Annotated in this window: 21 protein-coding genes and 1 pseudogene; 10 read left to right on the top strand and 12 right to left on the bottom strand. The window is 55.6% G+C overall.

Translation table 11 applies throughout. The features are described 5' to 3' along the window. Both argJ and NBH21_RS25265 read right to left on the bottom strand, forming a co-directional pair. On the bottom strand, nucleotides 1–1,242 hold the full coding sequence (argJ, locus tag NBH21_RS25260; RefSeq protein ID WP_250914772.1) for a bifunctional glutamate N-acetyltransferase/amino-acid acetyltransferase ArgJ: 1,242 nt from the start codon (nucleotides 1,240–1,242) through the stop codon (nucleotides 1–3). 63 nt (nucleotides 1,243–1,305) lie between these two features. Further along, nucleotides 1,306–2,166, bottom strand: a complete 861-nt coding sequence (locus tag NBH21_RS25265; RefSeq protein WP_250914771.1) for a peptidylprolyl isomerase — start codon at nucleotides 2,164–2,166, stop codon at nucleotides 1,306–1,308. A gap of 242 nt (nucleotides 2,167–2,408) precedes the next feature. Here NBH21_RS25265 and secA point away from each other — a divergent pair, with 242 nt between their 5' ends. The 3 genes from secA to NBH21_RS25280 all read left to right on the top strand — a co-directional run bounded on the left by secA (nucleotide 2,409) and on the right by NBH21_RS25280 (nucleotide 8,045). Next, nucleotides 2,409–5,114 (top strand): preprotein translocase subunit SecA, encoded by a 2,706-nt coding sequence (gene secA, locus NBH21_RS25270; RefSeq protein WP_250914792.1) that lies wholly within the window; start codon nucleotides 2,409–2,411, stop codon nucleotides 5,112–5,114. Between the two features lie 247 nt (nucleotides 5,115–5,361). Further along, nucleotides 5,362–6,765, top strand: coding sequence for a lipopolysaccharide biosynthesis protein (locus tag NBH21_RS25275; protein ID WP_250914770.1), 1,404 nt, complete (start codon nucleotides 5,362–5,364; stop codon nucleotides 6,763–6,765). 2 nt (nucleotides 6,766–6,767) lie between these two features. Further along, on the top strand, nucleotides 6,768–8,045 hold the full coding sequence (locus NBH21_RS25280; protein WP_250914769.1) for a GNAT family N-acetyltransferase: 1,278 nt from the start codon (nucleotides 6,768–6,770) through the stop codon (nucleotides 8,043–8,045). Between the two features lie 47 nt (nucleotides 8,046–8,092). Here NBH21_RS25280 and NBH21_RS25285 read toward each other — a convergent pair whose 3' ends face one another. The 3 genes from NBH21_RS25285 to NBH21_RS25295 form a co-directional block, all read right to left on the bottom strand. Then, on the bottom strand, nucleotides 8,093–9,730 hold the full coding sequence (locus NBH21_RS25285; RefSeq protein WP_250914768.1) for an AMP-binding protein: 1,638 nt from the start codon (nucleotides 9,728–9,730) through the stop codon (nucleotides 8,093–8,095). A 96-nt stretch (nucleotides 9,731–9,826) separates the two neighbouring features. Then, nucleotides 9,827–10,480 carry a hypothetical protein gene (locus NBH21_RS25290; protein WP_252759596.1) on the bottom strand — a complete coding sequence of 218 codons (654 nt, stop codon included), beginning with the start codon at nucleotides 10,478–10,480 and terminating at the stop codon, nucleotides 9,827–9,829. Further along, complete coding sequence (locus NBH21_RS25295) at nucleotides 10,477–11,019, bottom strand: hypothetical protein (RefSeq protein ID WP_250914766.1); 543 nt, start codon at nucleotides 11,017–11,019, stop codon at nucleotides 10,477–10,479. The genes NBH21_RS25290 and NBH21_RS25295 overlap by 4 nt, the downstream gene beginning before the upstream one ends. A 283-nt stretch (nucleotides 11,020–11,302) precedes the next feature. Between NBH21_RS25295 and NBH21_RS25300 the strand changes: the two genes are divergently transcribed. Both NBH21_RS25300 and NBH21_RS25305 read left to right on the top strand, forming a co-directional pair. Further along, nucleotides 11,303–11,716 (top strand): hypothetical protein, encoded by a 414-nt coding sequence (locus NBH21_RS25300; protein ID WP_250914765.1) that lies wholly within the window; start codon nucleotides 11,303–11,305, stop codon nucleotides 11,714–11,716. Then, the gene (locus tag NBH21_RS25305) at nucleotides 11,713–12,981 is read left to right on the top strand and encodes a relaxase/mobilization nuclease domain-containing protein (RefSeq protein ID WP_250914764.1); all 1,269 of its coding nucleotides are present in this window, start codon (nucleotides 11,713–11,715) and stop codon (nucleotides 12,979–12,981) included. The genes NBH21_RS25300 and NBH21_RS25305 overlap by 4 nt, the downstream gene beginning before the upstream one ends. Here NBH21_RS25305 and NBH21_RS25310 read toward each other — a convergent pair. From NBH21_RS25310 to NBH21_RS25325, 4 genes are all read right to left on the bottom strand, one after another. Beyond that, a complete protein-coding gene (locus NBH21_RS25310) occupies nucleotides 12,976–13,299 on the bottom strand; it encodes a helix-turn-helix domain-containing protein (RefSeq protein WP_250914763.1) in 324 nt (107 codons plus the stop codon). The two genes, NBH21_RS25305 and NBH21_RS25310, sit on opposite strands and share 6 nt — an antisense overlap. Then, nucleotides 13,296–13,643 (bottom strand): type II toxin-antitoxin system RelE/ParE family toxin, encoded by a 348-nt coding sequence (locus NBH21_RS25315; protein WP_250914762.1) that lies wholly within the window; start codon nucleotides 13,641–13,643, stop codon nucleotides 13,296–13,298. Before NBH21_RS25315 ends, NBH21_RS25310 begins: the two co-directional genes overlap by 4 nt. An 80-nt stretch (nucleotides 13,644–13,723) precedes the next feature. Further along, entirely contained in the window at nucleotides 13,724–14,464 is a 741-nt protein-coding gene (locus NBH21_RS25320; protein WP_250914761.1) for a hypothetical protein, read from the bottom strand. Next, nucleotides 14,464–14,817 carry a hypothetical protein gene (locus NBH21_RS25325; RefSeq protein WP_250914760.1) on the bottom strand — a complete coding sequence of 118 codons (354 nt, stop codon included), beginning with the start codon at nucleotides 14,815–14,817 and terminating at the stop codon, nucleotides 14,464–14,466. The genes NBH21_RS25320 and NBH21_RS25325 overlap by 1 nt, the downstream gene beginning before the upstream one ends. Nucleotides 14,818–14,994: 177 nt before the next feature. Here NBH21_RS25325 and NBH21_RS25330 point away from each other — a divergent pair, with 177 nt between their 5' ends. From NBH21_RS25330 to NBH21_RS25340, 3 genes are all read left to right on the top strand, one after another. Next, nucleotides 14,995–15,561, top strand: coding sequence for a recombinase family protein (locus tag NBH21_RS25330; protein WP_250914759.1), 567 nt, complete (start codon nucleotides 14,995–14,997; stop codon nucleotides 15,559–15,561). 319 nt (nucleotides 15,562–15,880) lie between these two features. Continuing rightward, nucleotides 15,881–17,626 (top strand): SIR2 family protein, encoded by a 1,746-nt coding sequence (locus NBH21_RS25335; protein WP_250914758.1) that lies wholly within the window; start codon nucleotides 15,881–15,883, stop codon nucleotides 17,624–17,626. Further along, entirely contained in the window at nucleotides 17,623–19,047 is a 1,425-nt protein-coding gene (locus NBH21_RS25340) for an argonaute/piwi family protein (RefSeq protein WP_250914757.1), read from the top strand. The genes NBH21_RS25335 and NBH21_RS25340 overlap by 4 nt, the downstream gene beginning before the upstream one ends. A 525-nt stretch (nucleotides 19,048–19,572) precedes the next feature. Here the strand turns inward: NBH21_RS25340 and NBH21_RS25345 are convergent. Together NBH21_RS25345 and NBH21_RS25350 are read right to left on the bottom strand one after the other, a co-directional pair. Further along, complete coding sequence (locus NBH21_RS25345) at nucleotides 19,573–21,336, bottom strand: ATP-dependent helicase (protein ID WP_252759597.1); 1,764 nt, start codon at nucleotides 21,334–21,336, stop codon at nucleotides 19,573–19,575. After that, nucleotides 21,333–23,132, bottom strand: coding sequence for an ATP-dependent nuclease (locus NBH21_RS25350; RefSeq protein WP_250914755.1), 1,800 nt, complete (start codon nucleotides 23,130–23,132; stop codon nucleotides 21,333–21,335). Before NBH21_RS25350 ends, NBH21_RS25345 begins: the two co-directional genes overlap by 4 nt. Before the next feature lie 243 nt (nucleotides 23,133–23,375). Here NBH21_RS25350 and NBH21_RS25355 point away from each other — a divergent pair, with 243 nt between their 5' ends. Beyond that, nucleotides 23,376–24,053, top strand: coding sequence for a hypothetical protein (locus tag NBH21_RS25355; RefSeq protein ID WP_250914754.1), 678 nt, complete (start codon nucleotides 23,376–23,378; stop codon nucleotides 24,051–24,053). A gap of 49 nt (nucleotides 24,054–24,102) precedes the next feature. Next, nucleotides 24,103–25,026: a WD40 repeat domain-containing protein gene (locus NBH21_RS25360; protein ID WP_250914753.1), complete on the top strand. Its 924-nt coding sequence runs from the start codon at nucleotides 24,103–24,105 to the stop codon at nucleotides 25,024–25,026. On the opposite strand, the pseudogene NBH21_RS25365 reads toward NBH21_RS25360, so the two are convergent. Continuing rightward, a pseudogene (locus NBH21_RS25365) lies at nucleotides 24,975–25,084 on the bottom strand (IS5-like element ISNeu3 family transposase); the annotation flags it as partial. The gene NBH21_RS25360 and the pseudogene NBH21_RS25365 sit on opposite strands and share 52 nt — an antisense overlap.

The raw sequence follows: 25,084 nt of genomic DNA on the forward strand, positions 1-25,084 counted from the left end.
TCAGCTCCGGTAGTCGCCGTTGATCGCAACATATTCCTTGGTGAGATCGCAGGTCCACACAGTCGCGCGGCCATCGCCGAGGCCGATATCGACCTTTACCGGAATGTCCTGCTCCTTCATAACGGCCGTGGTCGCAGCTTCCGAATAGGCCGGATCCCGCTCGCCGTTGACGGCAACGCGGATGTCGCCGAACCAGATCGCCAGACGGTCGCGATCAGCCATTTCGCCGGACTTGCCAACGGCCATGACGATACGACCCCAATTGGCATCCTCGCCCGCAACAGCCGTTTTGACCAGCGGTGAATTGGCGATGGAAAGGGCAATCTTCTTGGCGGCCTGATCCGACTCGGCGCCGACGACAGTCACTTCAACCATCTTGCGAGCGCCCTCGCCGTCACGCACCACCTGGAGGGCAAGGTCCTTCAGAAGATCGTTCAAGGCGGACGTGAACCCGGACAGCGCCGGATCCTCAGCGGATTCGACCTTCTTCTGGCCGTCTGCGGCAGCGGCCCCGGTTGCAAACAGCAGAAGCGTGTCCGAGGTCGAGGTGTCGCTGTCGACCGTCACCGAATTGAAGGTCGGCTCGACGCCGGCGGAAAGAAGCGCCTGCAGTGCCGGGGCCGCGATATCGGCATCCGTCACCACGAAGGACAGCATAGTCGCCATGTCGGGCGCGATCATGCCGGCGCCCTTGGCGATGCCGTTGATCGTCACCTTGACGCCGCCGATCTCGGCAGAGCGGGTGGCGACCTTCGGATAGGTATCGGTGGTCATGATGGCCTTGGCGGCTTCCAGCCAGAAATCGCCGGTGGCACCCTTTGCCATGTCACCCAGAACGCCGGCGAATTTCGTCGCATCGAGCGGCTCGCCGATCACACCGGTCGAAGCGAGATAGATCTCGTTCTCAGCGCAACCAAGGGCAGCTGCTGCCGACTTCGCGGTCAGTTCCGTCGCCGTCCGTCCCTTGACGCCCGTGAAGGCGTTCGCATTGCCGGAATTGACAACGACGCCGCGCGCCACGCCGTGACCGAGGTTGGAGCGGCAGAAATCGACCGGAGCGGAAGGGCACTTCGACTTCGTGAACACGCCGGCGACAGTCGCCGGACGCTCGAAGGACATCAGCAGGACGTCGGTGCGGTTCTTATACTTGATGCCTGCCGCCGCGGTCGACATGGACACGCCGCGGATCACCGGCATTTCGGCATAGGATTTCGGAGCGAGGGGAGAAACGGTTTCAGACATCGATACCACCTGTAACAGGAAGGCCCGCAAGATGCGGGCCCAAGGATTGAACGGAAGCAGCGATTACTGCTGCGGCTGCTCTTCCTGCTGCTTGTTCACGTCCTCGTAGCCCTTGCGCAGGGCTTCATCGACGATTTCGACCTTCTTTTCGGCCTTAGCCTTTTCGATGATCTCAAGGTACTTGTCACGCATGACGAGCTGACGGACCTGCGGGCCGACTTCTTCCAGGGTCGGAGGAGCGGCTTCGCGCTTGTCCTCGACCTTGATCACGTGGTAGCCGAACTGCGTCTTGATCGGGGTCTTGGAATAGGTGCCCTTCTCCATGGCGAAGGCGGCTTCCTCGAATTCCGGAACCATGCGGCCCTTGGTGAAGTAACCGAGGTCGCCACCTTCCGACTTGTTCGGGTCGGTCGACTTTTCCTTGGCGAGTTCGACGAAGTCCTTGCCGGCGTCGAGCTGCTTGATGATGTCCTTGGCCTCTTCCTCGGTCTTGACGAGGATATGACGGGCGCGAACCTCTTCCTGCTTTGGCAGGGCAGCGATTTCCTTCTCGTAGCGCGCCTTGACCTCGGCATCGGTGACGGCGTCGACGACATGCTTCTTGAAGTAGAGGTTGTGCAGTTCCCGATCAGCGATATAGGCCATGCGACGCTGGTATTCCGGATCGTCCTTCAGGCCCTCGCCAACAGCAGTACCTGCGAGCAACTTGACGTCGATGGCGCCGGAAAGCGCTGCGACCTTCTTCTGCTCGTCAGGAAGCTGGGAAAGCTGCGGATCGAGGTTGGCAACGGCAAGGTCGAGTTCCGACTGGGTAATGGTGAGATCGCCGACCTTGGCGACGACAGCGTCTTCGGCCAGAACCTGGTTCTGGAGCCCGATCAGAGCGACGCAGGCGGCAAGGGCGAGTTTATGAAAGCGAAGCATGTGAAACCTTTCGGATGGGGAACCGTTTCTTGACCGTTCGAATCGGGCGAAAAATTGTCCAAAGCACGGTAGACCAAGCGTTTGCGGCCAAGCTGCGCCGTTGACATCATTCGACCCCCCTCTTATCTGTCACGCAACCGCGCGTCCAGAGCCGTTTCCGGGCCTCCCGTGCCTGCGTGCCGAATTTCGGCCGGCGACCAGGATACGCAACGAATATGACGAAGGTCAGAAAGGACCATCGAATGGTCAGTCTCGGTGGGCTCGCCCGCAAATTCTTCGGATCGGCCAATGAGCGCCGCGTTCGCTCTTATCAGCCGAAGGTGGCGGCTATTGCCGCGCTCGAAGACCAGATGAAAGCGCTCTCCGACGAGGCGCTGTCCGGCAAGACCCGGGAATTCCGCAAGATGCTCGCCGACGGCAAGACGCTCGACGACATTCTGGTACCGGCCTTTGCCGTCGCCCGAGAGGCCTCTCGCCGCGCGCTCGGCATGCGCCCCTTTGACGTACAGCTCATCGGCGCGATGATCCTGAACGACAATGCCATCGCCGAAATGAAGACCGGTGAAGGCAAGACGCTCGTGGCAACGCTGGCCGTCTACCTCAACGCGCTCGCCGGCAGGGGCGTCCACGTCGTCACCGTCAACGACTACCTCGCCAAGCGCGACGCCACGACGATGAGCAAGCTATACAGCTTCCTTGGGCTGACCACCGGCGTCATCGTCCACGGCCTGACCGACGAGGAGCGCCGCACGGCCTACCTCTGCGACATCACCTACGCGACCAACAACGAACTCGGCTTCGATTATCTCCGCGACAACATGAAGTACGAGCGCAACCAGATGGTTCAGCGCGACCATGCCTTCGCGATTGTCGACGAAGTGGACTCCATTCTGGTCGACGAAGCCCGTACTCCGCTGATCATCTCCGGGCCGCTGGACGACCGCTCGGACCTCTACAACACGATCGACGCCTTCATTCCGATGCTTTCGGATGAAGACTACGAAATCGATGAAAAGCAGCGCTCGGCCAACTTCTCCGAAGTTGGCACCGAGAAGCTCGAGAATCTGCTCCGTCAGGCGGGCTTGCTGAAGGGCGAGTCACTCTACGATGTCGAGAACGTCTCGATCGTCCACCACATCAACAACGCTCTGAAGGCCCACAAACTCTTCCAGCGCGACAAGGACTACATCGTCCGCAACGACGAAATCGTCATCATCGACGAATTTACCGGCCGCATGATGCCGGGCCGCCGTTACTCGGAAGGCCAGCATCAGGCGCTTGAAGCCAAGGAAAAGGTGCAGATCCAGCCCGAGAACCAGACGCTCGCCTCGATCACCTTCCAGAACTATTTCCGCATGTACGACAAGCTGGCCGGCATGACCGGTACGGCAGCGACCGAAGCGGAGGAATTCGCGAACATCTACGGTCTTGATGTCATCGAGGTTCCCACCAACCTCCCGATCCAGCGTATAGACGAGGATGACGAGGTCTACCGGACCTTCGAGGAAAAGTTCACGGCGATCATCGCCGAGATCAAGGCCGCGCACGAGCGCAAGCAGCCGGTTCTGGTCGGCACGACCTCCATCGAGAAGTCCGAGCTTCTGGCCAACCTCCTGAAGAAATCCGGCTTCGACAAGTTCCAGGTGCTGAATGCCCGCTACCACGAGCAGGAAGCCTACATCGTCTCGCAGGCCGGCGTACCGGGCGCCGTGACCATCGCCACCAACATGGCAGGCCGCGGCACCGACATCCAGCTCGGCGGCAATATCGACATGCGCCTCGAGCGCGAGCTGGAAGGTATGGAGCCCGGCCCTGAGCTTGACGCCAAGGAACAGGCCATCCGCGAGGAAGTGAAGAAGCTCAAGGCGGAGGCGCTTGCCGCCGGCGGCCTTTACGTCATCGCAACCGAACGCCACGAGAGCCGGCGCATCGACAACCAGCTTCGCGGCCGTTCCGGCCGTCAGGGTGACCCGGGTCGCTCGAAGTTCTACCTGTCGCTTCAGGACGACCTGATGCGCATCTTCGGCTCCGACCGCATGGACTCGATGCTGCAGAAGCTTGGCCTCAAGGATGGCGAGGCAATCGTCCATCCCTGGATCAACAAGGCTCTGGAACGCGCCCAGAAGAAGGTCGAAGCCCGCAACTTTGACATCCGCAAGAACCTGCTCAAGTATGACGACGTGCTGAACGACCAGCGCAAGGTTATCTTCGAGCAGCGCATCGAACTGATGGACGCGACCGACGTCTCCAGCACGATCGCCGACATGCGCCACGAGGTCATCGAGACCATGGTGCGCGTCCACATTCCCGAGCGCGCCTATGCCGAGCAGTGGGATGTCACAGGGCTTAAGGAGAAGGTCGCAACGACCCTCAACCTCGACCTGCCAATCGAGCAATGGGCGACGGAAGAAGGCATTGCAGAAGACGACATCGTCACCCGGATCACCGAGGCCGCCGACAAGGCCGCGGCCGAGAAGGCTGAACGCTTCGGCCCCGAGATCACGGCCTATGTCGAACGCTCGATCGTGCTTCAGACCATCGACAATCTCTGGCGCGAGCACATCGTCAATCTGGACCATCTGCGCTCCGTCGTCGGTTTCCGCGGCTACGCCCAGCGCGACCCGCTGCAGGAATACAAGGCTGAAGCCTTCGAACTCTTCCAGGCCCTGCTCGCCAACCTGCGCGACGCAGTAACCATGCAGATGTCGCGCGTCGAGATCGTGCGCGAAGCTCCGCCGGCGCCGACCCTGCCGGTCATGGAAGGGCACCACGTCGATGCAAGCACCGGCGAGGACGATTTCGACGAAGGCGCGGCAAACTACGTCGCACCGGAGGACCGCAACCCGCAGGACCCCGCCACCTGGGGCCGCGTCGGCCGCAACGAGCCTTGCCCCTGCGGTTCCGGCAAGAAATATAAGCATTGCCACGGCACATTCGAAAACGCCTGAACGGGCAACGAGGCAAAATGACAGTCAAGGCGGCCTTCCGGCCGCCTTTTCTTTTTAAAGGCGGGCGAAAAAGACCGCAGCCACCTGAAAAGACATTGGAATTTACTCACTCCCGTGAAGGACGGAGTGCATCATGCCCTGTTGACACAAGGAAACTGACGAACAACGGCAAACCGTTTCTTAACTCTGATCTGACAACAGTGCGGCATTGTTGTTTTGCGTTTTCAATAGGCCGTGCGTGTCGATAATGGCGGTTGTCCAGACAGCGGAGAAGATACTGCCGACCGGCCTGCATCCGGCGATGCACAAGCTTGTCGCCGCCTTCACGGGAGCGGATGAAATCGCCCGCGCCCAGCGCATGGCGCTCGTAGCCTTCACCATACGGGTGGTCTCCGCGGCTATCGCCTTCGTTTCCCAGATTATCCAGGCCCGAATGATGGGCGAATTCGAATACGGCATCTTCGTCTTCGTATGGGTGCTGGTCGTGCTGTTCGGCAACCTCTCCTGCCTCGGCTTCCACACGACGGTCATCCGTTTCCTGCCGCAATACGACGCCCGCGACGAACACGATGAAATTCGTGGCCTGACCATGACTGCCAGGGTCTTCGCCATGTCCTCGGCAAGCCTGCTCGCTGTCATCGGCTTCGCTGTGCTCATGCTCTTCGGCGACGCGATCGAGGCCTATTACATCTTGCCGCTGTTTTTGGGGCTATTCGCGCTTCCGATGATCGCACTCGGCGATGTGCTTGATGGTACGGCGCGTGCCAACAGCTGGCCGGTGGCCGCACTCAGCCCCACCTATATCGTCCGCCCGCTGCTCATTCTGCTCTTCATGATCGCCGCCGTGTGGGCCGGCGCTCCGCAGACCGCGACAACTGCCATGCAGGCGGCACTGGTAGCGACCTATGTCACCACGCTCACCCAGTTCCTGACGATCGACCGCCGCTTGCAGAAGCGCTTTGTCGCCGGTCCGCGCAAGATCGATTTTCTCGCCTGGTTCAAGGTGGCCCTGCCGATCTTCCTGATCGAGGGCTTCGGTTTCTTGCTGACCAATTCCGACGTCGTCGTGGTCGGCCTCTACCTCGACCCCGATCAGGTGGCGATCTACTTTGCCGCCGCAAAGACGATGGCGCTGGTGCAGTTCGTCTATTTCGCCGTGAAGGCCGCCGCCGCCCCGCGCTTTTCCTCAATGGTCGCAGCCCATGATCTTCGCCATCTTGCAGCCTTCGCTGGTCAGACGACCCGCTGGAGCTTCTGGCCCTCGCTTCTGGTCGGACTTACCGTTCTGGCCGTCGGAGAGTTCCTGCTGGCGCTGTTCGGTCCCGCTTTCACAGCCGGCTATGTATTGATGACCATCCTGTTCGCCGGCAGCCTTTCCAAGGCGCTTGTCGGCCCGGGCGAGGTTCTCCTGACCATGACGGGCCACCAGAAACTTTGCGTCTTCCTTTATGTCGGCGCACTCGCCGTCAATATCGGCCTCAACATTACGCTCATACCTCTCTTTGGATTGACCGGCGCGGCAGCCGCGACGGCAACTGCAATGATGGCGGAGGCGCTGCTTCTGCACATCGCGGTCCGCCACGCACTCGGCATCGTCCTCTTTGCATTCGCCGACCCGTTGTCGATCCTGAACAAGACGAAGGCATCCTGACCATGACGGAAGCTCCGATCCATAGCGAAAGCCCCAGCTTCGGCGCCCACCACTCCTCGGGCAGCCTTGCGAGCCTGCAGAGCAATCGACCCAATGCCGACCAGACGATCGAGGTCGGCCGCCCCGGGCGTCATCTCGCCTTTTATCCCGGCAAGGTCGGATATGACCTGCAGGAGGAGCTGGACTATCTCACTTATCGCGTGATGGAAGCGAACGTCTTCTTTGCGCCCCGCTTCCTCGCCCCGGCCATGCCTCGGCTTGAAGACAGGCAGATCCGCCTCGGTGTCATCCGCGACGAGGACGGGCGACGCAGCCGTGTCCGCCTGCTGATGCCCTATTCCATCGAGAAGCCCGGCTTCTCCATGGGACCGTCGATCCTGCGCGTCTGGTCAAACCCCTTCGGCCCGCTGGGAACACTGCTCGTCGATGCCGAGGAAGCCGCCGAAACGCTGGACAACCTTCTGGAGGCGCTCGCCCGCCCCGATGCCCGCCTGCCGGGTGTCTTGGTCTTGCCCGACTTACGGCTCAACGGCCGCTTCGCCCAGCTCCTGAAGGCCGTCGCCATCAGCCGCGACCTGCCCCTGACCGTCACCAATACCTTCACGCGGCCAATGCTGGAAAGCCTCGACGACGGCGAGACCTATCTGCAGCGGGCGATCGCCAAGCCCCATCTGCGCGAGATGCGCCGCCAGTTCCGCCTGCTCAGCGAACACGGTGAACTGACCTACAACGTCACCCGCCAGCCGCAGGAGATCCGCGTCAGGATGGAAGAATTCCTAGCGCTGGAGGCAAGCGGCTGGAAGGGCCAGAAGCGTTCCGCCATGGTCATGGACCGGCTACGCTCTGCCTTTGCCCGCGAAGCCATCACCAATCTGGCGGAAGTGGATGCCGTGCGTATTCACACCCTCGACCTCAACGGCCGGGCCATCGCCTCGATGGTGGTCTTCATCATGGCCGGCGAAGCCTATACCTGGAAAACAGCCTATGACGAGCGCTATGGCCGGTTCTCTCCCGGCAAGCTGCTGATGGCCGACCTCACCGAATGGCACCTCGACGACGCCAACATCCAGCGCACCGACAGTTGCGCCGTGCCGGACCATCCGATCATGAGCCGCTTCTGGAAGGAACGCGAGGAGATGGGTACGCTGGTCATCGGTCTGCGCGCCAATGCCGACCGCGACGTGCGACAGGCGGCCGCCCAGCTTCACATGTACCGCAACACCCGCAACATCGCCCGCATCCTGCGCGACAAGATCCTCTCGCGTCGTCTGAACGACTGACGCGAGGGTAGTTTTGACGAAATCGGGCATACCCAGACCCGGACGGACTATTCAGCCGCTGCGGCTAGTTCCCGGTCCCGCAACAGGCGGCGGATGACCTTGCCCGTGGTGGTCAGCGGCAACTCCTCGATGAAGGCCACTTCGCGCGGATATTCGTGCATCGACAGGCGATGCTTCACCCAGTCGCGAATCTCGACAGCCAGTACGTCACTTGGCGAAAAACCGTCGGCAAGAACCACGAAGGCCTTGACGATCTCAGTGCGCAACGGGTCTGGCTTGCCGATTACGGCGGCAAGACGCACCGCCGGATGGCCGATGAGGCAATCCTCGATCTCCGCAGGACCGATGCGATAACCCGATGAGGTAATGACATCGTCATCCCGGCCGAAGAACTTGACATAACCTTCGGCATCCTGCCGGCCGAGATCGCCCGTCTTCATCCAGTCGCCGACGAACTTCGCGGCGGTCGCCCGCTCGTCGCGCCAGTAGCCGAGAAACATCACCGGATCGGGCCGTGCAATCGCCACCTGCCCGACACTGCCCGGTGGGAGTTCCCTGCCCTCGCCATCGATGATCGCCACACGATGACCCGGCACCGCTCGACCGATGGCACCCGCACGGCTGACGCCAAGATGCGCCGCCGACGACAGCACGAAATTGCACTCCGTCTGCCCATAGAATTCGTTGGGAACAATGCCGAGCGCAGACTTGACCCACTCATAGGTCTCCCGACCCAGAGCCTCTCCCGCCGAACCGATCGACCTGAGCACCAGATCGTATTTTTCCCGCGGCCGCTCCACCGATTTCAGCAATCTCAATGCCGTCGGCGGAATGAAGGCGTTGCGCACTTTCATCTCCGACATGATCCGGAAGGCCGTGTCCGCATCGAATTTCTGTGCGGGAGAGGAGACGACAGGCACGCCCAGCAGGAGCGAAGGCAAGAGCGCGTTCAATAATCCGCCCGCCCACGCCCAGTCGGACGGCGTCCACATCCTGTCGCCGTCACGCGGAATAAATTCATGCGCCATCTGGAAGCCGGGCAGATGGCCGGGCAGCACCCTGTGCCCATGCAGCGCCCCTTTGGGCGGACCGGTGGTGCCCGACGTGAAGATCATCAGGGCCGGCGTATCGGGCCCGGTTTTCGCCACATTGAAGACGGACGGGTGGCCTGCCTCCACATCGGCGAAAGCGTGCACACCCGACGCAACCGCCCCGATCGTCACAACCTCCCGCAGATCCGGCAGGCGGGACCGAATTTCCTCCAACCGGGACAAACCAAAATCATTGGTGACGACGACCTTGGCGCCGGCAGCGGCAAGCCGGTATTCGAGCGCCTCGGCACCGAATAGCAGAGCAAGCGGCAGTGCGATTGCGCCCATCTTGTAGATCGCCACATGGGCAATGACAGTCTCGAAGCACTGCGGCAGAAGTAGCGCCACGCGATCACCCGGCCCGACCCCGAGCGCCTGCAACCCATGGGCAAAAGCCGCTGAACGCCCCGCTAGCTTGCCATAGGTCATCGAAAGATGATGACCATCGGAATTGAAATGCTGCAGACAGATCCGATCAGGCGAATGCGACGCCCAGTCGTCACTGACCGCGCGACCGATGTTGAAATCGTCAGGAATGGACCACGAGAAATCGCGATAAAGCGTCTCGTAGGTGCCTCGCTCAGGCAGAAACATGGCGGAAAACCCGTGTCACCAAGGGCTTTCTGCTACCATTCCTCCCGCGGGTGCACAATAGGCAGGCAGAATTGGCAAGACCCGCCTCTCTCGCGCCTAGAAACTGACGAGGCGGGGCCCAACTATCTTGTCGGCGTCATACTCGTAAATTTCGATCACGGAAGCCGTTCTGAACTGCTTGACGAGAGGGGCCACCGAATCAAAATCACGGCGTGTTTTCACGATCCTGCCATCGGTCTCCGAAATCCAGATCGTGATGAGGGCCCTGTATTGCTCCCGTTTCCACTCCGACGAATAGACAATCAGTTTTGAACTGCCGTCCCCTTCCTCTCGCAGAAGACTGCAATCGTTAAACACTGGCCCAGAGCTTGAGAAGATCGAAGGCCGCGCCTTTATTGTCCAAGACCTCCAACTGCCGCCGGGCTCCAAGCGTTGGAAGACCATTTCGTCAATGAACCGCACGTCCAGACGGCGCTTCAACTGTTCTTCCTGGGGAAGTTCATACGTCACGAAGCTCAACCGTTCGGACCGATATGTCTTCTGGTAGGATCGATTCACGAAGTCGCACGATGGATCTTCCGTCGGAGGTCGACCAACCGCATCAGCGCCCGGCTCGCTCTCTGCAAAGGAGCCAGAAAACGACAGGATCAACACTGCCAGCGAGGCAAGAACGATTGGAAAAAACTGCAATTTAAGAACCTCAATCAAATGATTCGGGACACTTCCTATAAGAAGGCCGCTGAGCTTCATTCACTCAAGACGGGAACCTTTGCGTTATCGGGCTCATAATCAAAAACCGAGAGAGCCACAGAAAACGGAAACTGCTGACCGTCCTTGGGATAGCTGCGAATTGCGGTTTCCAATCTTCGTGGCTTCTTGGCAGTCAGCCACACATCTGCAGACGCGATGTATTTCCTGTCATTGCTATGCCACGTAGCAAAATATCGAAGCTTTCCCTCGGAAACCTCGACAAACGTACACGAGGTTAGGTTCACCTCACCATGCCGGCCCAGCAGACTGAACGCCTCCCAACGTCCCGTCGCCTCTATCTTCTGGAAAGCATCGACTGGACCATAGATGATCTCGGCATACTGTCTTCTGCCGCCATTGGAGTCGAGTTCATAGACCGTCTCTCGATAATGATAGGTAGCGCGTGTGGCTCTGTAGGCCTGCCCCACGACAGCGCAATCAATATCATAACGGCCATCAACTCGTTCTGCACCTACGGCACTTGCGGAAAATACGCCTGCAAGTAATGCCAGAACCTTCCAAGAACTAAGCAGTCGCATTGTGAATCACACATATAAAAAACTCCCGCGAGAGTTGAGCGATGATGCACAACAAGTCAAGGCGACCATGCTTCGAAAACGAATAAGAACAGGGGCTCTCTCAAATCGAGCTAAAAAATCTTGCACCTCGGCGCAAGAAGCCACGTTTTACAATTATTGAGAGTGGTGCGCTTCACCGGAGAAGCGTCAAACCAGATTTTTACAGAATTGGCTCATTGGGAGCAAGTTTTAAAGGATACCTCGCTGGCACGTCCGGCCTCACCTTCACCTTGAGGGCGGGCCGATGGTTGACATTTCCAAACCTCAAACGGCCCGTCCGAAACAGCGGAAGCCGGAAACCAAGAATTTCTGCCTGCGCCTGACGGACGACGAAAAACGCCTTCTGCTGGAACGCGCCGGAAAGGTGCCGCTTGGCACCTTCATCCGCAATGTCCTGCTGGGGACGGAGGTCCAGACCAAGCGCCGGACTTCCCGTAAACCTGCCATGGACGAAACGGCGCTGGCGCGGGTTCTGGCCGCGCTTGGCAGCTCTCGCCTGTCCAGCAACCTTAACCAGCTTGCCAAGGCCGTGAATATCGGCGCTCTTCCCGTCACGCCGGAAACCGAACGCGAGATTGCCGATGCCTGCAAGGCCGTCGTCGGCATGCGCCGCGATCTGCTTCTTGCGCTCGGCCTGACCGGAGGCGAACGTCCATGATCCTGAAAGCAAGCCAGCGGGCGGGCCATGACGATCTGGCCCGCCATTTGATGAAACCCGAAAACGAGCATGTCGAGGTTCACGACATCCAAGGCTTTGTCGCGGATACAGTGGCAGGTGCCTTCAAGGAAGCCTATGCGGTCAGTCGGGGTACGCGGTGCAAACAATTCTTGTTTCCCTGCTCGCTCAATCCGCCCGAAGATGAAACCGTGCCTGTATCCGTCTTCGAGGATGCCGTGCACAGGATCGAAACGAGACTCGGGCTGGAAGGCCAGCCGCGCGTTTTGGTCTTTCATGAGAAGGAAGGCAGAAGACACGCGCATTGCGTCTGGTCGCGCATTGACGCAGACAGCATGACGGCCATCAATCTCGCTCATACCAAACGCAAGCTGATGGACATATCCCGCGAGCTTTACATCGAGCATGGCTGGAAAATGCCGGAAGGCATGATCGATCCGGCCTTGCGAAATCCCTTGAACTTCGACCGAAAGGAATGGTTTCAGGCGAAGCGCACGGGACAGGACCCGCGCGTGATCAAGCAACTGTTTCAGCAATGCTGGGCCTCTTCGGATTCAGGAAAAGCGTTCAAACAGGCACTGGAGCAACGCGGCTATTTCCTCGCCCGTGGTGATCGTCGCGCCGTGGTCGCCGTCGATGTTCACGGTGAGGTCTATGCGGTGGCGCGTTGGGCGAACGTGAAGACAAAGGATGTCGTTGCCCGCATAAGCGATATGGCCATGCTCCCCTCGGTGGACGATGCGCAAAGCCGCGTTGCGACCTTGAAGCGGGAGAAACTGCAAAGCTTCGCCAATTCTGTGACCGAAGATTTTGCCAAGGCGGCGCAAGCTGTCGAGGCCAAGCGAATTGTCATGGTGGAACGCCACCGCACTGACAGAAACGCCCTACAAACCGCTCAGGATGACCGCTGGACGCAGGAGGCTATTGAACGCAGCGCCAGATTCCGCAAGGGCATTCGCGGCCTGTGGGACCGCGTGATTGGCAAGCATGGCAAATTGCGGGACCAGAACGCCCAAGAAGTTGCCAGTGCCGCCGAACGAGACGCCAAGGAAAAGCAGGCTCTCATCGAACGTCAGCTTGAAGAGCGCCAACGATTGCAGCGAGAAATTCTGGCCGCCCGTCGTGTCCATACATACGAGTTGACTAAGATTTACAGGGAGCTATCGCCCGCACAGAAATTCGGTATGGCGGCAAGGCCGGAAGATGATCAGCACCGCAAGTGGCAAAGGCATCAACTGCGGTTATGATACCGCAAGCTGCGACGGCCCGCCGTTGCGGGGCTGAAAATCAACGGTCACTTCCACGCGTTGATCGAAACGATTCAGGATGGTCATCAGCCTGTCGATGGTGAAGCGGTCCAACTTCGCCTTGCGGATGCGGGAAAAATCAGCGGCGGCAATGCCCGTCAACTCTCCGGCGCGACGGGTGGACAGATTACGGGAATCCAGCACGCGGATAATTTGCGCGGCCAAGATCGCTTTTAGCTGTTCGGCGTCGGCATTCGGATGTCCGAAATCACGGAACACATTGCCGGAGCCGCGCACAATTTCCATTTCTTCACTCATCGCAGCATCTCCTGTAAGCGTTTAATTCTCTCCCGAATAAGGTCGATCTCCTGTTTCGGCGTCGCAATCCCAGACTTGGATTTTTTCTGAAAGGCATGCACCACCCAGATATCGGTCCCTATCTGCAAAGCATAAATGACCCGCCATGCATCTCCCCGATGACGCAGGGCAATTTCCATCACACCCGCACCAAGACCCTGCATGGGCTTTGCGCTGTCCGATTTCTGACCCTCTGCGGCGATCGTCAACGCCCGCAAAGTCTCAAGCTGCACAGCCTCGGGAAACTCCTCGAAGGCTTTACGGGCGGCTTTGATCCACGAGATCGGGCGTGTCGTATCTTTCATTTCTTAAATGATGTCAAATTTGACTACGTTTTGCAAGGAAAAACGCGTGTTCCACCCTCGTCGCCTCGAACTTGGGATTTTTAAAGCGCGGGCATATCGAGTTTTGCCCCTGCGCGGGACGGCGCAACTTGCAGCGGCTCGTCATTCTTAGGCGTGGGTGCAGCCTGATTGGCAGGTTCGGCGTCATGACCCATGCGCCGCTTCACGGCGTCCGGCGCATTCTTCGCCAGTATCGTTTCCAGTTCGTCCAGACGGTCTTTGGTCATGCCGCCCTCATCAAGCTCCGCTCTGGCGTCATCGGTCCGCTTCTGGAACTCAAGCAGTTCCTTGCGCTCTTCTTCCAATGCAAATTTCTGCTTGAACGGCCCTTCATATTTCTCCCAATAGGGATGTTTTTCGTCAATGAGATCAGGATCAAGGTCCGTGACTTCGGCTCCATGCTCATCGAATATGCGGGTGCCGTCCTCGGTTTTGAACACGCGGCGTCCATCAGGCAGAACATAAGCCTGATCCAGCAGAACCTTCAAATCCTGCCGGACGATCTTCATCTTCTCTTCATTCTCATACAATGCCTCTATGATCGCCGTATCATATGCATCGAGTTTCACGGTAAAATCTTTGACTTCAGTTTCCGTGGCAAGGACCGCAACGACCATGTCCAGAAACTGCTCGTCCTGACGCTCGCGTTCGTCGCGCTCAAGCTTCTTTTCCTTGTCTTGCTCAAGCTTGAGCTTTTCAAGGAAGCGATGCTCATCCTCGCGCCGCCATTCGGCCCGTTTGGCAAACTCCTGCCGATATAGGCTGAGTGGCGAGGTATCCATTAGCTTCCACACTCCTTCTCAATCATCGCCGCCATGACCGCGCCAGGTGTGTATTCCGTGAAGCGTTGAAATGCGGTGAGAATGGCGTTCGGGGTGCCTTCCGTTTTATAAAACCAGTCATAAATGCAGGTCATGCCTTCCGTCTTTTTTCCGTCCTTAGCATATCGTGCATAGGCCAGTCCTTCGACAACGCCCGCCAGATAGGAGGCGCGTTCTTCCGTCCCCATTTCTTTCAAGACCTTTTCCGTCGTGAAATCGCTCGCGCCCGCAATGATCGGCATTATGATCAAAGGCAATGCCACGACCGTATTCTTCAGGATATTTTTCCCGTTTATGCTTGCTATCGCGACCATTATACGTCCGATTTTTGCACAATTTTCATAAATATTTAAATTGTGTTACCCTATAGTTGTGATGAAGAATTTCGGACTGTCATTACTTTCGGGTTCGCAGTCGTTAGGGAGCCTTTCGGGGCGAGGGAAAAAGGGACAATTTTAGGGCGTAGCGTTCGGGGAAAAGAGTTTACCCGAATGGCAGGAAATATGAGAAAAATCGGATATTTAAGGGTTTCGACGGAAGAGCAGAGGCCGGACAGGCAGATTGACGGCCTGACGGCTATCTGCGACGAACTCCACATCGAAACTCTGTCGGCTGTCAGCAAAACCCGCCCCATCTATGAAAAGGTCATGCGGCGCCTCAGGGCGGGCGATGTTTTCGTGGTGTGGGATTTGGACCGCGCCTATCGCTCGGCCCGCGATGCCCTGAACGCCTTCAGTTCCTTACAAAAGCGCGGGGTGCGGTTTCAGGTCATAAACCTGCCTGTCGATGTGAACACCGACTACGGCTATTATTTCTTCACTGTCATGTCTGCGCAATGTGAGCTTGAACGGCGAATGTTGTCACGCCGGACCAAAGAAGGGCTTGCGGCGGCGCGGGCGCGAGGCAAGGTATTGGGCCGTCCGCGTAAGCTAAATGAACGTCAGATTGAAGAAGCGCGGCTACGGTTACAGACGACCCAAACCACCATTACGGCTCTTGCCAAGGAAATGAAGGTTGGACGCGGCACGCTTTCCCATGCGCTGAACTACCCCTTATAAACTGAGCCGTCTCCTGTTCCCTGTTCGATCCGTGCCGGAGGCAGGATTGAACCCGCCCGCGAGGGCGGAACGATGTTCCCCGTCCCGATAGGCCCGTTTGGTCACGGAAGGCGGACAAATTGCAAGGGTCCGCCCTTGCAATAGGCGGTTTTCCGGCAAGCCGGAAAATGCGCCAGAGGTGCAAGCCGGTTGGCCGCGCCGTGACACCCTTGCTCTAAGTTAACGGTCATAACTAGCCTTTTCAAATATTCACAGGAAAAGTTCAAACAAGATAGAGAACGGAGTATATCATGCAATTTTTACTGGCATTATCTATCCTATGGACAACGATTCTCCTTACAATCAGATAACGCTGGACGATTTCGCTCGCCGCTTCTCAATGCGTAAAGGCGGCCTGATGTGGCTACTCGGCGCGGGAGCCTCTGCAGCTGCAGGAATTCCCACAGCTTGGGATATGATTTGGGAATTCAAGCAACAGCTATACGTGAGCCAACGGCGTGTGTCGCTAAAAACGGTTAGCGACCTTTCAAACCCGGCAATTCGAATGAAAATTCAGAATTTCATCGATGAGACGGGCCGATATGCTCCAGTAGATTCGCCCGAAGAATATGCGGACTTGTTTGAATCCGCATATCCGAGCGAGGGAGATCGAAGAACATATATTGACGGAAAGTTATCCGGAGCGAAGCCGTCTTACGGACATATGGCGCTCGCCGTACTTATGCGCGCGCAATATACAAAGGTCATTTGGACAACCAACTTTGATGCGCTAATCGCCGATGCCTGCGCTAAGGTTTACGATAGCACCGGCAATTTGACCTCGGTTTCCTTGGACGCCACTGACCTAGCGCATCAGGTCATCGCAAGTGAACGATGGCCAGCAGAGATCAAGCTGCACGGCGATTTTCGGTCTCGCCGCCTGAAAAACACCAGTGATGAGTTGCGTGATCAGGACTCAAAGTTGCGGCGCGCTCTCATAGATCAATGCAACCGGTCGGGACTTATTGTGGCGGGGTATTCAGGACGCGACGAGTCCGTAATGAACAGCCTAGCCGACGCCCTAGATGCTGCGAACGCATTTCCAAATGGATTGTTTTGGCTGTATCGTGGAGATAGCCCACCTTTATCCGCTGTGGAAACCCTTCTTGCTAAGGCGAAAAGTGTGGGCGTCGATGGCGGACTTGTTCGAATCGAAAGCTTTGATGAGACGTTGAGAGATATTACTCGCCTTATTGATGGCATAGACACCGCACCACTGGAAGCATTCGCTGCTGATCGCCGCATTTGGAGTCCGGCGAGCACCCCAAGCCTGAGTAAAGGCTTTCCAGTTATTCGGCTCAACGGTCTTCGCTTCGAGCAAATCCCTTCAGTTTGTCGGCGGGTTAATTGCGGCATTGGCGGATTTTCAGAAGTTACAAAAGCAATTGCAGAATCCGGGCTCGAAATAGTTGCTGCACGTACTCGTGCTGGTGTCCTTGCGTTCGGCGCCGACGCCGATGTTACCAGCGTCTTCGCACCTTTCGGCATCAAAGAATTTGATTTGCATTCCATAGAGACGAAGAAATTGCGTTACGATTCCGGCGAACGTGGGCTTCTGCGAGATGCGTTATCTCGTTCGTTATCTAGGCAACACGATATGCTCCTTTTCAGGCGTCGCGGTTCGGATCTCCTTGCGCCACGAACCCCTGAAGAAGCGAAGTGGAAGCCTTTGCAAAAACTTGTCGGGAGAATTTCCGGTACAATTCATGGGCATCCAGAATTGAAATGGCACGAGGGCGTTGGCATCAGGCTGGATTGGGCCAAGGATCAACTTTGGCTTCTTGTCGAACCGCGCACCGTATTCGAGGAAGTCGATGAGGCCAATCGTGCGATCACCACCGATTTTGCAAGGGAACGGACGGTAAAGCGTTACAATCGCCAACTGAACGACCTTGTTTCGTTTTGGACGAACATTCTTTTCAACGAAGGTAATGAAATTAGGACTTTGGGAATAGCGAACGGCATTGATGCTATCTTTCGCTTCAACGGAGTTAATGCCTTTTCTCGACGGGCTGGTGGACTATGACGAGCGAACTATCCCCTCATGCGTGGTATGCCGAACCAAAGCTCGCGTTTCATCCGGAGAGGTTAGAGGACACTCATTCGCATCCACTAAAGGGATTGCTGCGTTATGGGCCATATTCATCGGGGATTGTGCCCGACCCAATTCGCGTCGCGACGATCGCACCCGATGGAGACGCCCAAAAGCTTTACGAGTTTCTAAAAGAACTGAATTCCGAGATAGATCCCACCGAAAGAAAGGATTTCATCCCAAAGTGGCCGGGCTTCTCCAAAGTATTTAATGTCCATATGCGGGCAGCGGAAAATTCATGTCATGTGCTAATCGGCAAAGAAGCTGACAGAGAGGTGGCATCCTCCGAAATTCCATACCTGCTTTTAGTGGATAGGCTCACGAGGGCGCTACATAGTCTCGAAAGCAACAGGACATCGTTTGATGTCGTATTCATCTATGTTCCGACCAGATGGGCACCGGCATACTCAGGTGCCCCCGGCGATGATTTCGACCTTCATGATCATCTAAAGGCAATCGCTGCCACTCGAAGAATTCCTATACAACTTGTTCGAGAAGACAAGGCCATTTCTTATCCTCATAGAGCAAGCGTCATGTGGAGACTAGGGTTAGCCCTGTATGCAAAGGCCGGTGGTGTTCCTTGGAAACTCGCTGAAACTGACACTGAAACAGCATATATCGGACTTTCATACGCACTTCGTCCCACGACTTCTGACAAGCCGCGCTTCGTGACATGTTGCAGTCAGGTTTTCGATGCTGACGGTGCGGGCTTGGAATTTGTGGCCTACGACGCGCATGATGTCGAAGTGCAGCGCGATAACCCCTACCTGTCTCGAACGGAAATGTTTCGAGTGATGACAAGGTCGCTGGAGCTTTACAGGCGTAGACACGCGGGGAAATCACCGAGGCGAGTTTTTGTTCACAAATCGACGGAGTTCAAACCGGAAGAGACATCTGGATGCATGGAAGCGTTTCACCTGTGTGAAACAGTCGATCTGATACAAATTGTGGAAGATGTCGGTTGGCGCGGCATACGGATCGATAAAGATCAATCTGGAGGCAGGAAAGGCAATCCGGCAAATTTTCCCGTCATGCGAGGAAGCCTTTTACCTCTTGGGGAAAAAGAATGTCTTCTCTGGATGCATGGCAGTGTCGGCGGGGTAACCGAAAAAGGGAATTATTTCCAAGGTGCACGTAGCACGCCCAAGCCCATCCGATTAGTTCGGCACGCGGGACATGGTGCTTGGGACGATACGGCTCGATCAATATTAGCGCTGTCAAAAATGAACTGGAACAATGACGCACTATACGATCCGCTCCCCGTTACCATGAGCTATGCCCATGTGCTGGCAAGGGTGGTGAAGCGAATGACGGGGCTCGGAACAGCGCCATACCAGTTTCGTTTTTTTATGTAGGGGACCCACAAGCATGCAGCCATCGCCGTCTCTGCTGCGGTTGGGAGATGAGAGCGCAATCGTCAGGGTTCCAAGGGGCAGAAAACGCCCATTGGTCGATGGGTGCAGGGAGAGCGATATCTCGCCTGCGCGTGGTCCAGCGGAAAGACGATGGCGGCATCCAATCTGCGCAGGGTTGGTCATGGGGTATTGGGGCAGCAGGAACGCTCCCTAATTGGTGATGCAGCGGCCATACGGTGCGAGTGGTCAATCGGCGATACGATTGGATGGCGTGAAGAGGCTCAAGGCCGATGAACGCCACGGCCGGAAGGGATTGCAAACGGGAAACGCGCCAGCGGGTTTCCCTTTGCCAAGCGTTTTGCAATGGACATTTGCGGAGCAAATTTGCATTGCAGAACACAGCTTGCACACGGCGGTTTACCGCACATCTGGCACACGGCGGTTCACCGCACATCTGGCAAGTACCCATATTAGAGTGCGCAGGTTCTTTCATCTTAAATGCAGCCATGGGTCATATGGACGAGTTCAAATTTTACCGACGCCATTGGCATTCAGAAAACGGGTTGGTGCATTGTTCCAATTGTCTATTTCCGAAATGTACATTAGAAGACGCTTCGCCCTCGTCACGCCAACATAAAAAAGGCGCTTCTCATCTGCAATTTCCGCCGGACCGACAGCGCGATAATCTGGCAAAGTTCTCTCTCTCAGGTTGATGAATGCAACTGCATCGAACTCCAATCCTTTTGAGTTATGAACAGTCATTAAACGCATTGCTTTGCTTGGGCTCGCAAAGAGACCCAAGTCCTCGATTCCAAGGTTTGGTAGATCGATATTGCTTTGAATCATATCCTGCTTCATTTCCTCGACAGAATAACGAAAAGACATAATCTGTCCCTGATCGATCCAACCGACCCCGGCCAAAATTTTTCCCGTGACCTCTGACATTTGCTCCAGCCAGTCTATCGCTCCAAGTTGTTCCGCAAGCGCAGATGCTTTTCGAATTAGCTGGACCACGACGACCCGTCCTTCATAGCTAAATATTTCGGCACGAGGTTTTGCCGTAATATCTTGAACCGCGAAAAAAATAGCGCGTTCCAACTGGCGTATATTAAAGGACGCTCGATCAATAATCGCACCACAAAGTTGCTCCGCCAGCGTCGCAAATAACCGTGACCGTCGATATGGACGCGCGCCGGGACCGACCACCGGGACGCCAAACTCGCGCAACTTTCGCGAGAGCGGAAATAATGGTGTCCAGTTACGTGCTAGAATTGCGGTCTTACCATACGGGATACCCAAGTCTGTCAACAAAGGTAAAAAATTGTCAGTTATCGCTGGGAATGTCCCGTTGACGCGATGATAAACCGTCTGCTGTGTACAGAGGCGAGTCTTGCCCTCACTCGTCATTGCCGGTATTCGTTTGAAGAGCCTGTTAGCGTCTGCGACTATTTGAGGATTCGATCTGAAGTTGCTGGATAAAACAATATCCGTACGTGCCTTGATAAAAGCGGCAAAAGGATCAATCAATTCAGGCCTTGCACCCGTGAATCCGAAAATTGACTGCGCGGGATCACCAACGATAAAAAATCGTGACCGATGCTCAAGGTAAATGAGCTTCAAAATTTCTATTTGCAGTTCTGTCGTGTCTTGAAACTCGTCAAGCAGGAAGGCACGAAAACGGGTAGCAACGGTGCGCACGACTTCTGGCTGATCCCGCAGCAAGCAGTATGTTTTATAAATTATGTTAGCGAAATCGATGAATCCCAAATCACTGGCACGACTCCAGAAAATTGGGGCCGCTGCTTTCAACGGCTCATTATTGAGCGCCGTTCCGATAAGTTCGCCGTTGACGCCAAGATTTAATCCCGCGAAACCTTCAAAATCCCAATAGTTAAGATTATGCCACCCCACGGCGTCAGCGGCATATTCTGCGATCTCCTGAAATTCCGCTCGATCGCGAGTGAGAACTTTCATAGAACCGTTGAAGCCAGGAATTCGGAAGGCAAAGGGCCTCAATATCTCATTGAGACAAAAGGCATGGATAGTCGAAATAACGTAGTGTCGCTCATCGCCGGGCTGAAGATCGGAGCTGATCCTATGTTCAAGCTCCTGCACAGCTGCATTGGTATAGGTTATGCACGCCACCGCGAAAGGCGTCTCGCGGATACCTTCTATATCCTTTATTAGCCTCTGAACAATCGTCCGTGTTTTGCCGCTTCCGGGGCAAGCTTGGAGAAGGAGGTTGCCGTCATGCGCAACGGCTGCTTTCTGCTGCGCCGTAAGACTCATGTCTCCATCAACCATTCGACGGCTTTTTCGATGTAGTCTGGAAGCTTGCCTGCATCGCCCGCATGTTTCGCAGCAGTTTGCGCAAACCGGGCCTTTCCAAACCTTTTAGCGGTATTCAGAACACTTTTCTTAAGGGCCTCATCAACCCCTAAAATTCCAGCCAATTCGAGCTTGCTCGCAATTTTAGGCGCTCCAACCTCACGGCAGGCCTTTTCGAGCATTTTTTCATTTCCATCGAGCGTGATTTCTCGCTCAAAAGTCGTTTTACCCAAGAAAGCCTTTACATAAGTTCCCTCCAACGCTGTGATGTCTGGCTTTGCGGGCTCATCCACATCATCTTCATCATCGTCTGCAATGTCTGCATCAGCGGGAACAAAGTCGGCGTCCGCCACAATCGCGCAACGTTTAGGCAAACCGTGTTCATTAAACAGCTTGGTAAATGGTCCGAAATGGACGCCGTGAATTGCGACGACTGAGATACCTTCGCGATCCAGATCAATTCCCATGATTGATTTGACCATCGGCGGAATCAGGAAAACCTCGGCTGGCCCTTCCACCAACATAACCTTTCTGGCGAATAAAAGATTAGATTTTGTTGCATCTAGATATCTCTCCAAGTCCGAGACATCATTTGGAGTAAGACTTGGGATTTGCGAGATTGTGGATGCGTGCGGTGCTGCTGCCCCCGTGTTTGTTAGCAGGACAAAGGCGTCCATCGGAGCTTTCGAGGTGACTTGCGTGCTGTGAGTGGTCACGATGGATTGAAACGGCAAAGCGCGTAACGCTTCCAGCAATGTTAATTGCAATTGCGGATGTAAATGTGCCTCCGGCTCCTCAATCAGAATCAATTCGCCTGCCGCCTTACCTGCCGCTGCTCGCTTGCGAAAATATTCAATGAGGATCGAAATGTAGAGAATGTTGTTCAACCCGAGGCCGTTTCGCCGAGGGTCGAAATTTTTCATGGCGTTCCCGCTCATCAATATATTGATGCTTCGAATAATAGCTTCAAATGTCGGCGCAGATAATCCGAGATCAACGTCCAAGCTAAATGCAGGCCCCGTTACCTCTTTAAAGGCGCTGTCCACGGCCTGCGCAATCGACTTAATTGTAGGGGTCTTCTCAATCTGATCATTGGCCGTCTTTATCGCATTTATAAGCGTCTGCCGTTCAGCCTGATCAATATTGCTGGCTTCGATCAGGCGGGCAAGAGGAGAGCGTCGCGGCTGTTGCAAATCAGTCTCGACATCTCGAAGCGCATGTAGATAGACCACCAAATAGGATTGCAAATATTGCAAGCCCACGCTGGTTGCACCGAACGAATCATTATCATGATTCCATTCGATATCCGCCAAATCCTTGGATGGATCACCGCCGCCGCTCAACTCCCAGCCGTAGTCCTCGATTGTTAAGCTATCGGATGCGCGCTCACCAGTTTCGAGAGCTTCTCGCACCTGACGTTTCGGTCGGAATCTGTAAAAGATACGGGCGTGATCGCCGAGCGTGCGTGCATTGTAGAGCGTTGCGACAGCATTATCGTCGCCTTCGAATCCCTTAAACTCAACGCCAATCAAGACTTGAAACGGTTTGCTTTGATCGATCGCACAATGAACATCCTCCTTCAGGAGGGCACGATAGCTGGATGGTAAGTTGACATCCAGACACAAGCGCAGCGCTTGAATCAGATTGGACTTTCCGGTGTTATTCTCACCTATAACGCAACTTGCTAGGGCTACCACCGGTACATCAACAAAACCTAGAGACCGAAATCCCTTAACAACGATACGGCTAAGTTGCATTTTCTTCCCCCCGCGACGACACCCAATAGTGGACATATACTGCCGAAATGCAATCTTGGCTATATAGCGGAATTGCCCCTTAGGTCTGCGAAAGGGTGGGTTCCCCATACAGCCATTGCATGCGGTGCTTGTCACTTCGAGGGCTGAAAGCTTTAACTGAAACAAAGGCATAGACGGAAATATTGTAAGTAATAACTTACATATGTATTATGTTATTGTAAAAATACATTATTTCAGGAAGCCATGATTTTAGATACCTATACAGTTGAAATATCCGAGGATGAAAGGCTTGAGACCAGTTCAGGTCAATGCATTCGCGAAGAGTGGATGAAGGACGGAAAGGCACACCGTTCGGGAGGACCGGCGGTCATCGTCCGCGATCGCAAGACGGGCGAGGTTTTTGTCGAGGAGTTTTACGAGAACGGTAAGCTGCATCGTGATGAAGGCCCCGCCAGAATTTGGCGCGATGTATCAGGGGCAACGCATTCTGAAGAATATTGGAGACGCGGAAAACAACACCGGCTGGACGGTCCGTCGGCCCGAGTCGTGGATATCCGTACGGGAGTCGTTACTCAGGAAGCGTGGTATAAGGACGGTCATATACACCGTGAAGGAGCACCAGCCGTGGTTTTCCGCGACGGCGCAACGGGCATTGCGACAGATGAAGTCTGGTATTTGAACGGAATACAGGACCGCAATGACGGTCCCGCTTTTATAAAGCGCGATCCACAAACGGGAGTGGTCTTTCACGAAGAGTGGCTTTCCTCGGGTGGATCATATCGACAAGACGGTCCGGCGGTCATTTTCCGCGATCCCAACACAGGAGCCATAACGTCGGTCGAAGAAATGTTTTTCGAGGGGAACCGAGTAGACTCTCAACGCGATTTCAATCAATCTTCGCGTGCAGGGCCGAAACCATAGCGGGAAGCGCCCTTCGCCGAAAATTTGGCTCTTCGATTGGAGAAAGCTCGTGAAGCTGGAAGCGGTCGCGAAAGATTTTGAAAATGACGCCAAACATATCAAGAAAAAAAAAGAAAATTTAAACGCATTACAGAGCCTCGTTAGAGGTTTGCATGGCAAAGACAGCGCTGCAAAGCAGAAGACGTACAGACAGATACGGCTTATAAAGGATGACTTCGCTCCCGAGCACGTAGAAAGTCTTCGTGATGATGATCAGGGTTTGTATGAATATTTGAGGGATGGTTGTACCAAGAAAACTTCACCGTGGACCATTCCGGTCCTACTCGGATGGTTAGCTTACTACCATCAGCGTGAAGCCACCCAATTTTATAACAGTTGCGGTCTCCCCTTTCGGCTCTATCCAAAAACGCCCGGCGGGAATGCGAAAGCAAAGAAACGTTCTGGGCCGATAATGCCCGTTGAGTTGCCCGAACGCAAATCGGCTCAGGAAGCGCATACAAGTACAATATCCGTATCTGCGCCCATTCGCCTTCCTCATGCCTCAAGTGTGATGTGCGTTCAGTTTTCGGCGCGAGGAGACCGGATCGTAACAGCAACAAAAAGCGGGGAAATCGCTGTTTGGCCTACCCACAATCTTAGTGCCAGCAGTTCTCGTCTTGAGATAGCCACTTATCCCAACTCACCGGCGTACGGTTGTTTCTCGCCGAACGGCGAAATGATAGCAAGCGTAGCATGGGATGATGCTGGTGGTTTGCAAAACTCTAATATAGAAAATGGTCCGCAGTATCCACGCTTCGGCCATGATTATCGCGCAACGACGGTATCATTTTCGCCAAACGGCGAACGCGCGATTACGGCCGCTTGGGACGGCCATATACGGGTATGGAGCACAAAAGATGGTCAGCTAGGACGAATCGACATTCATCGGAGCCAAAGCATAGCGGCAACGAGATGGATGACGCCTTTGAAATGAATGGTTCTGCGGTCGTATCGGGTTGAAAGCCGACGGAAGTGCTTCATTCGGTTAAAGC

It is taken from the genome of Ciceribacter sichuanensis (assembly GCF_024055605.1).
GTDB lineage: Bacteria > Pseudomonadota > Alphaproteobacteria > Rhizobiales > Rhizobiaceae > Allorhizobium > Allorhizobium sichuanense.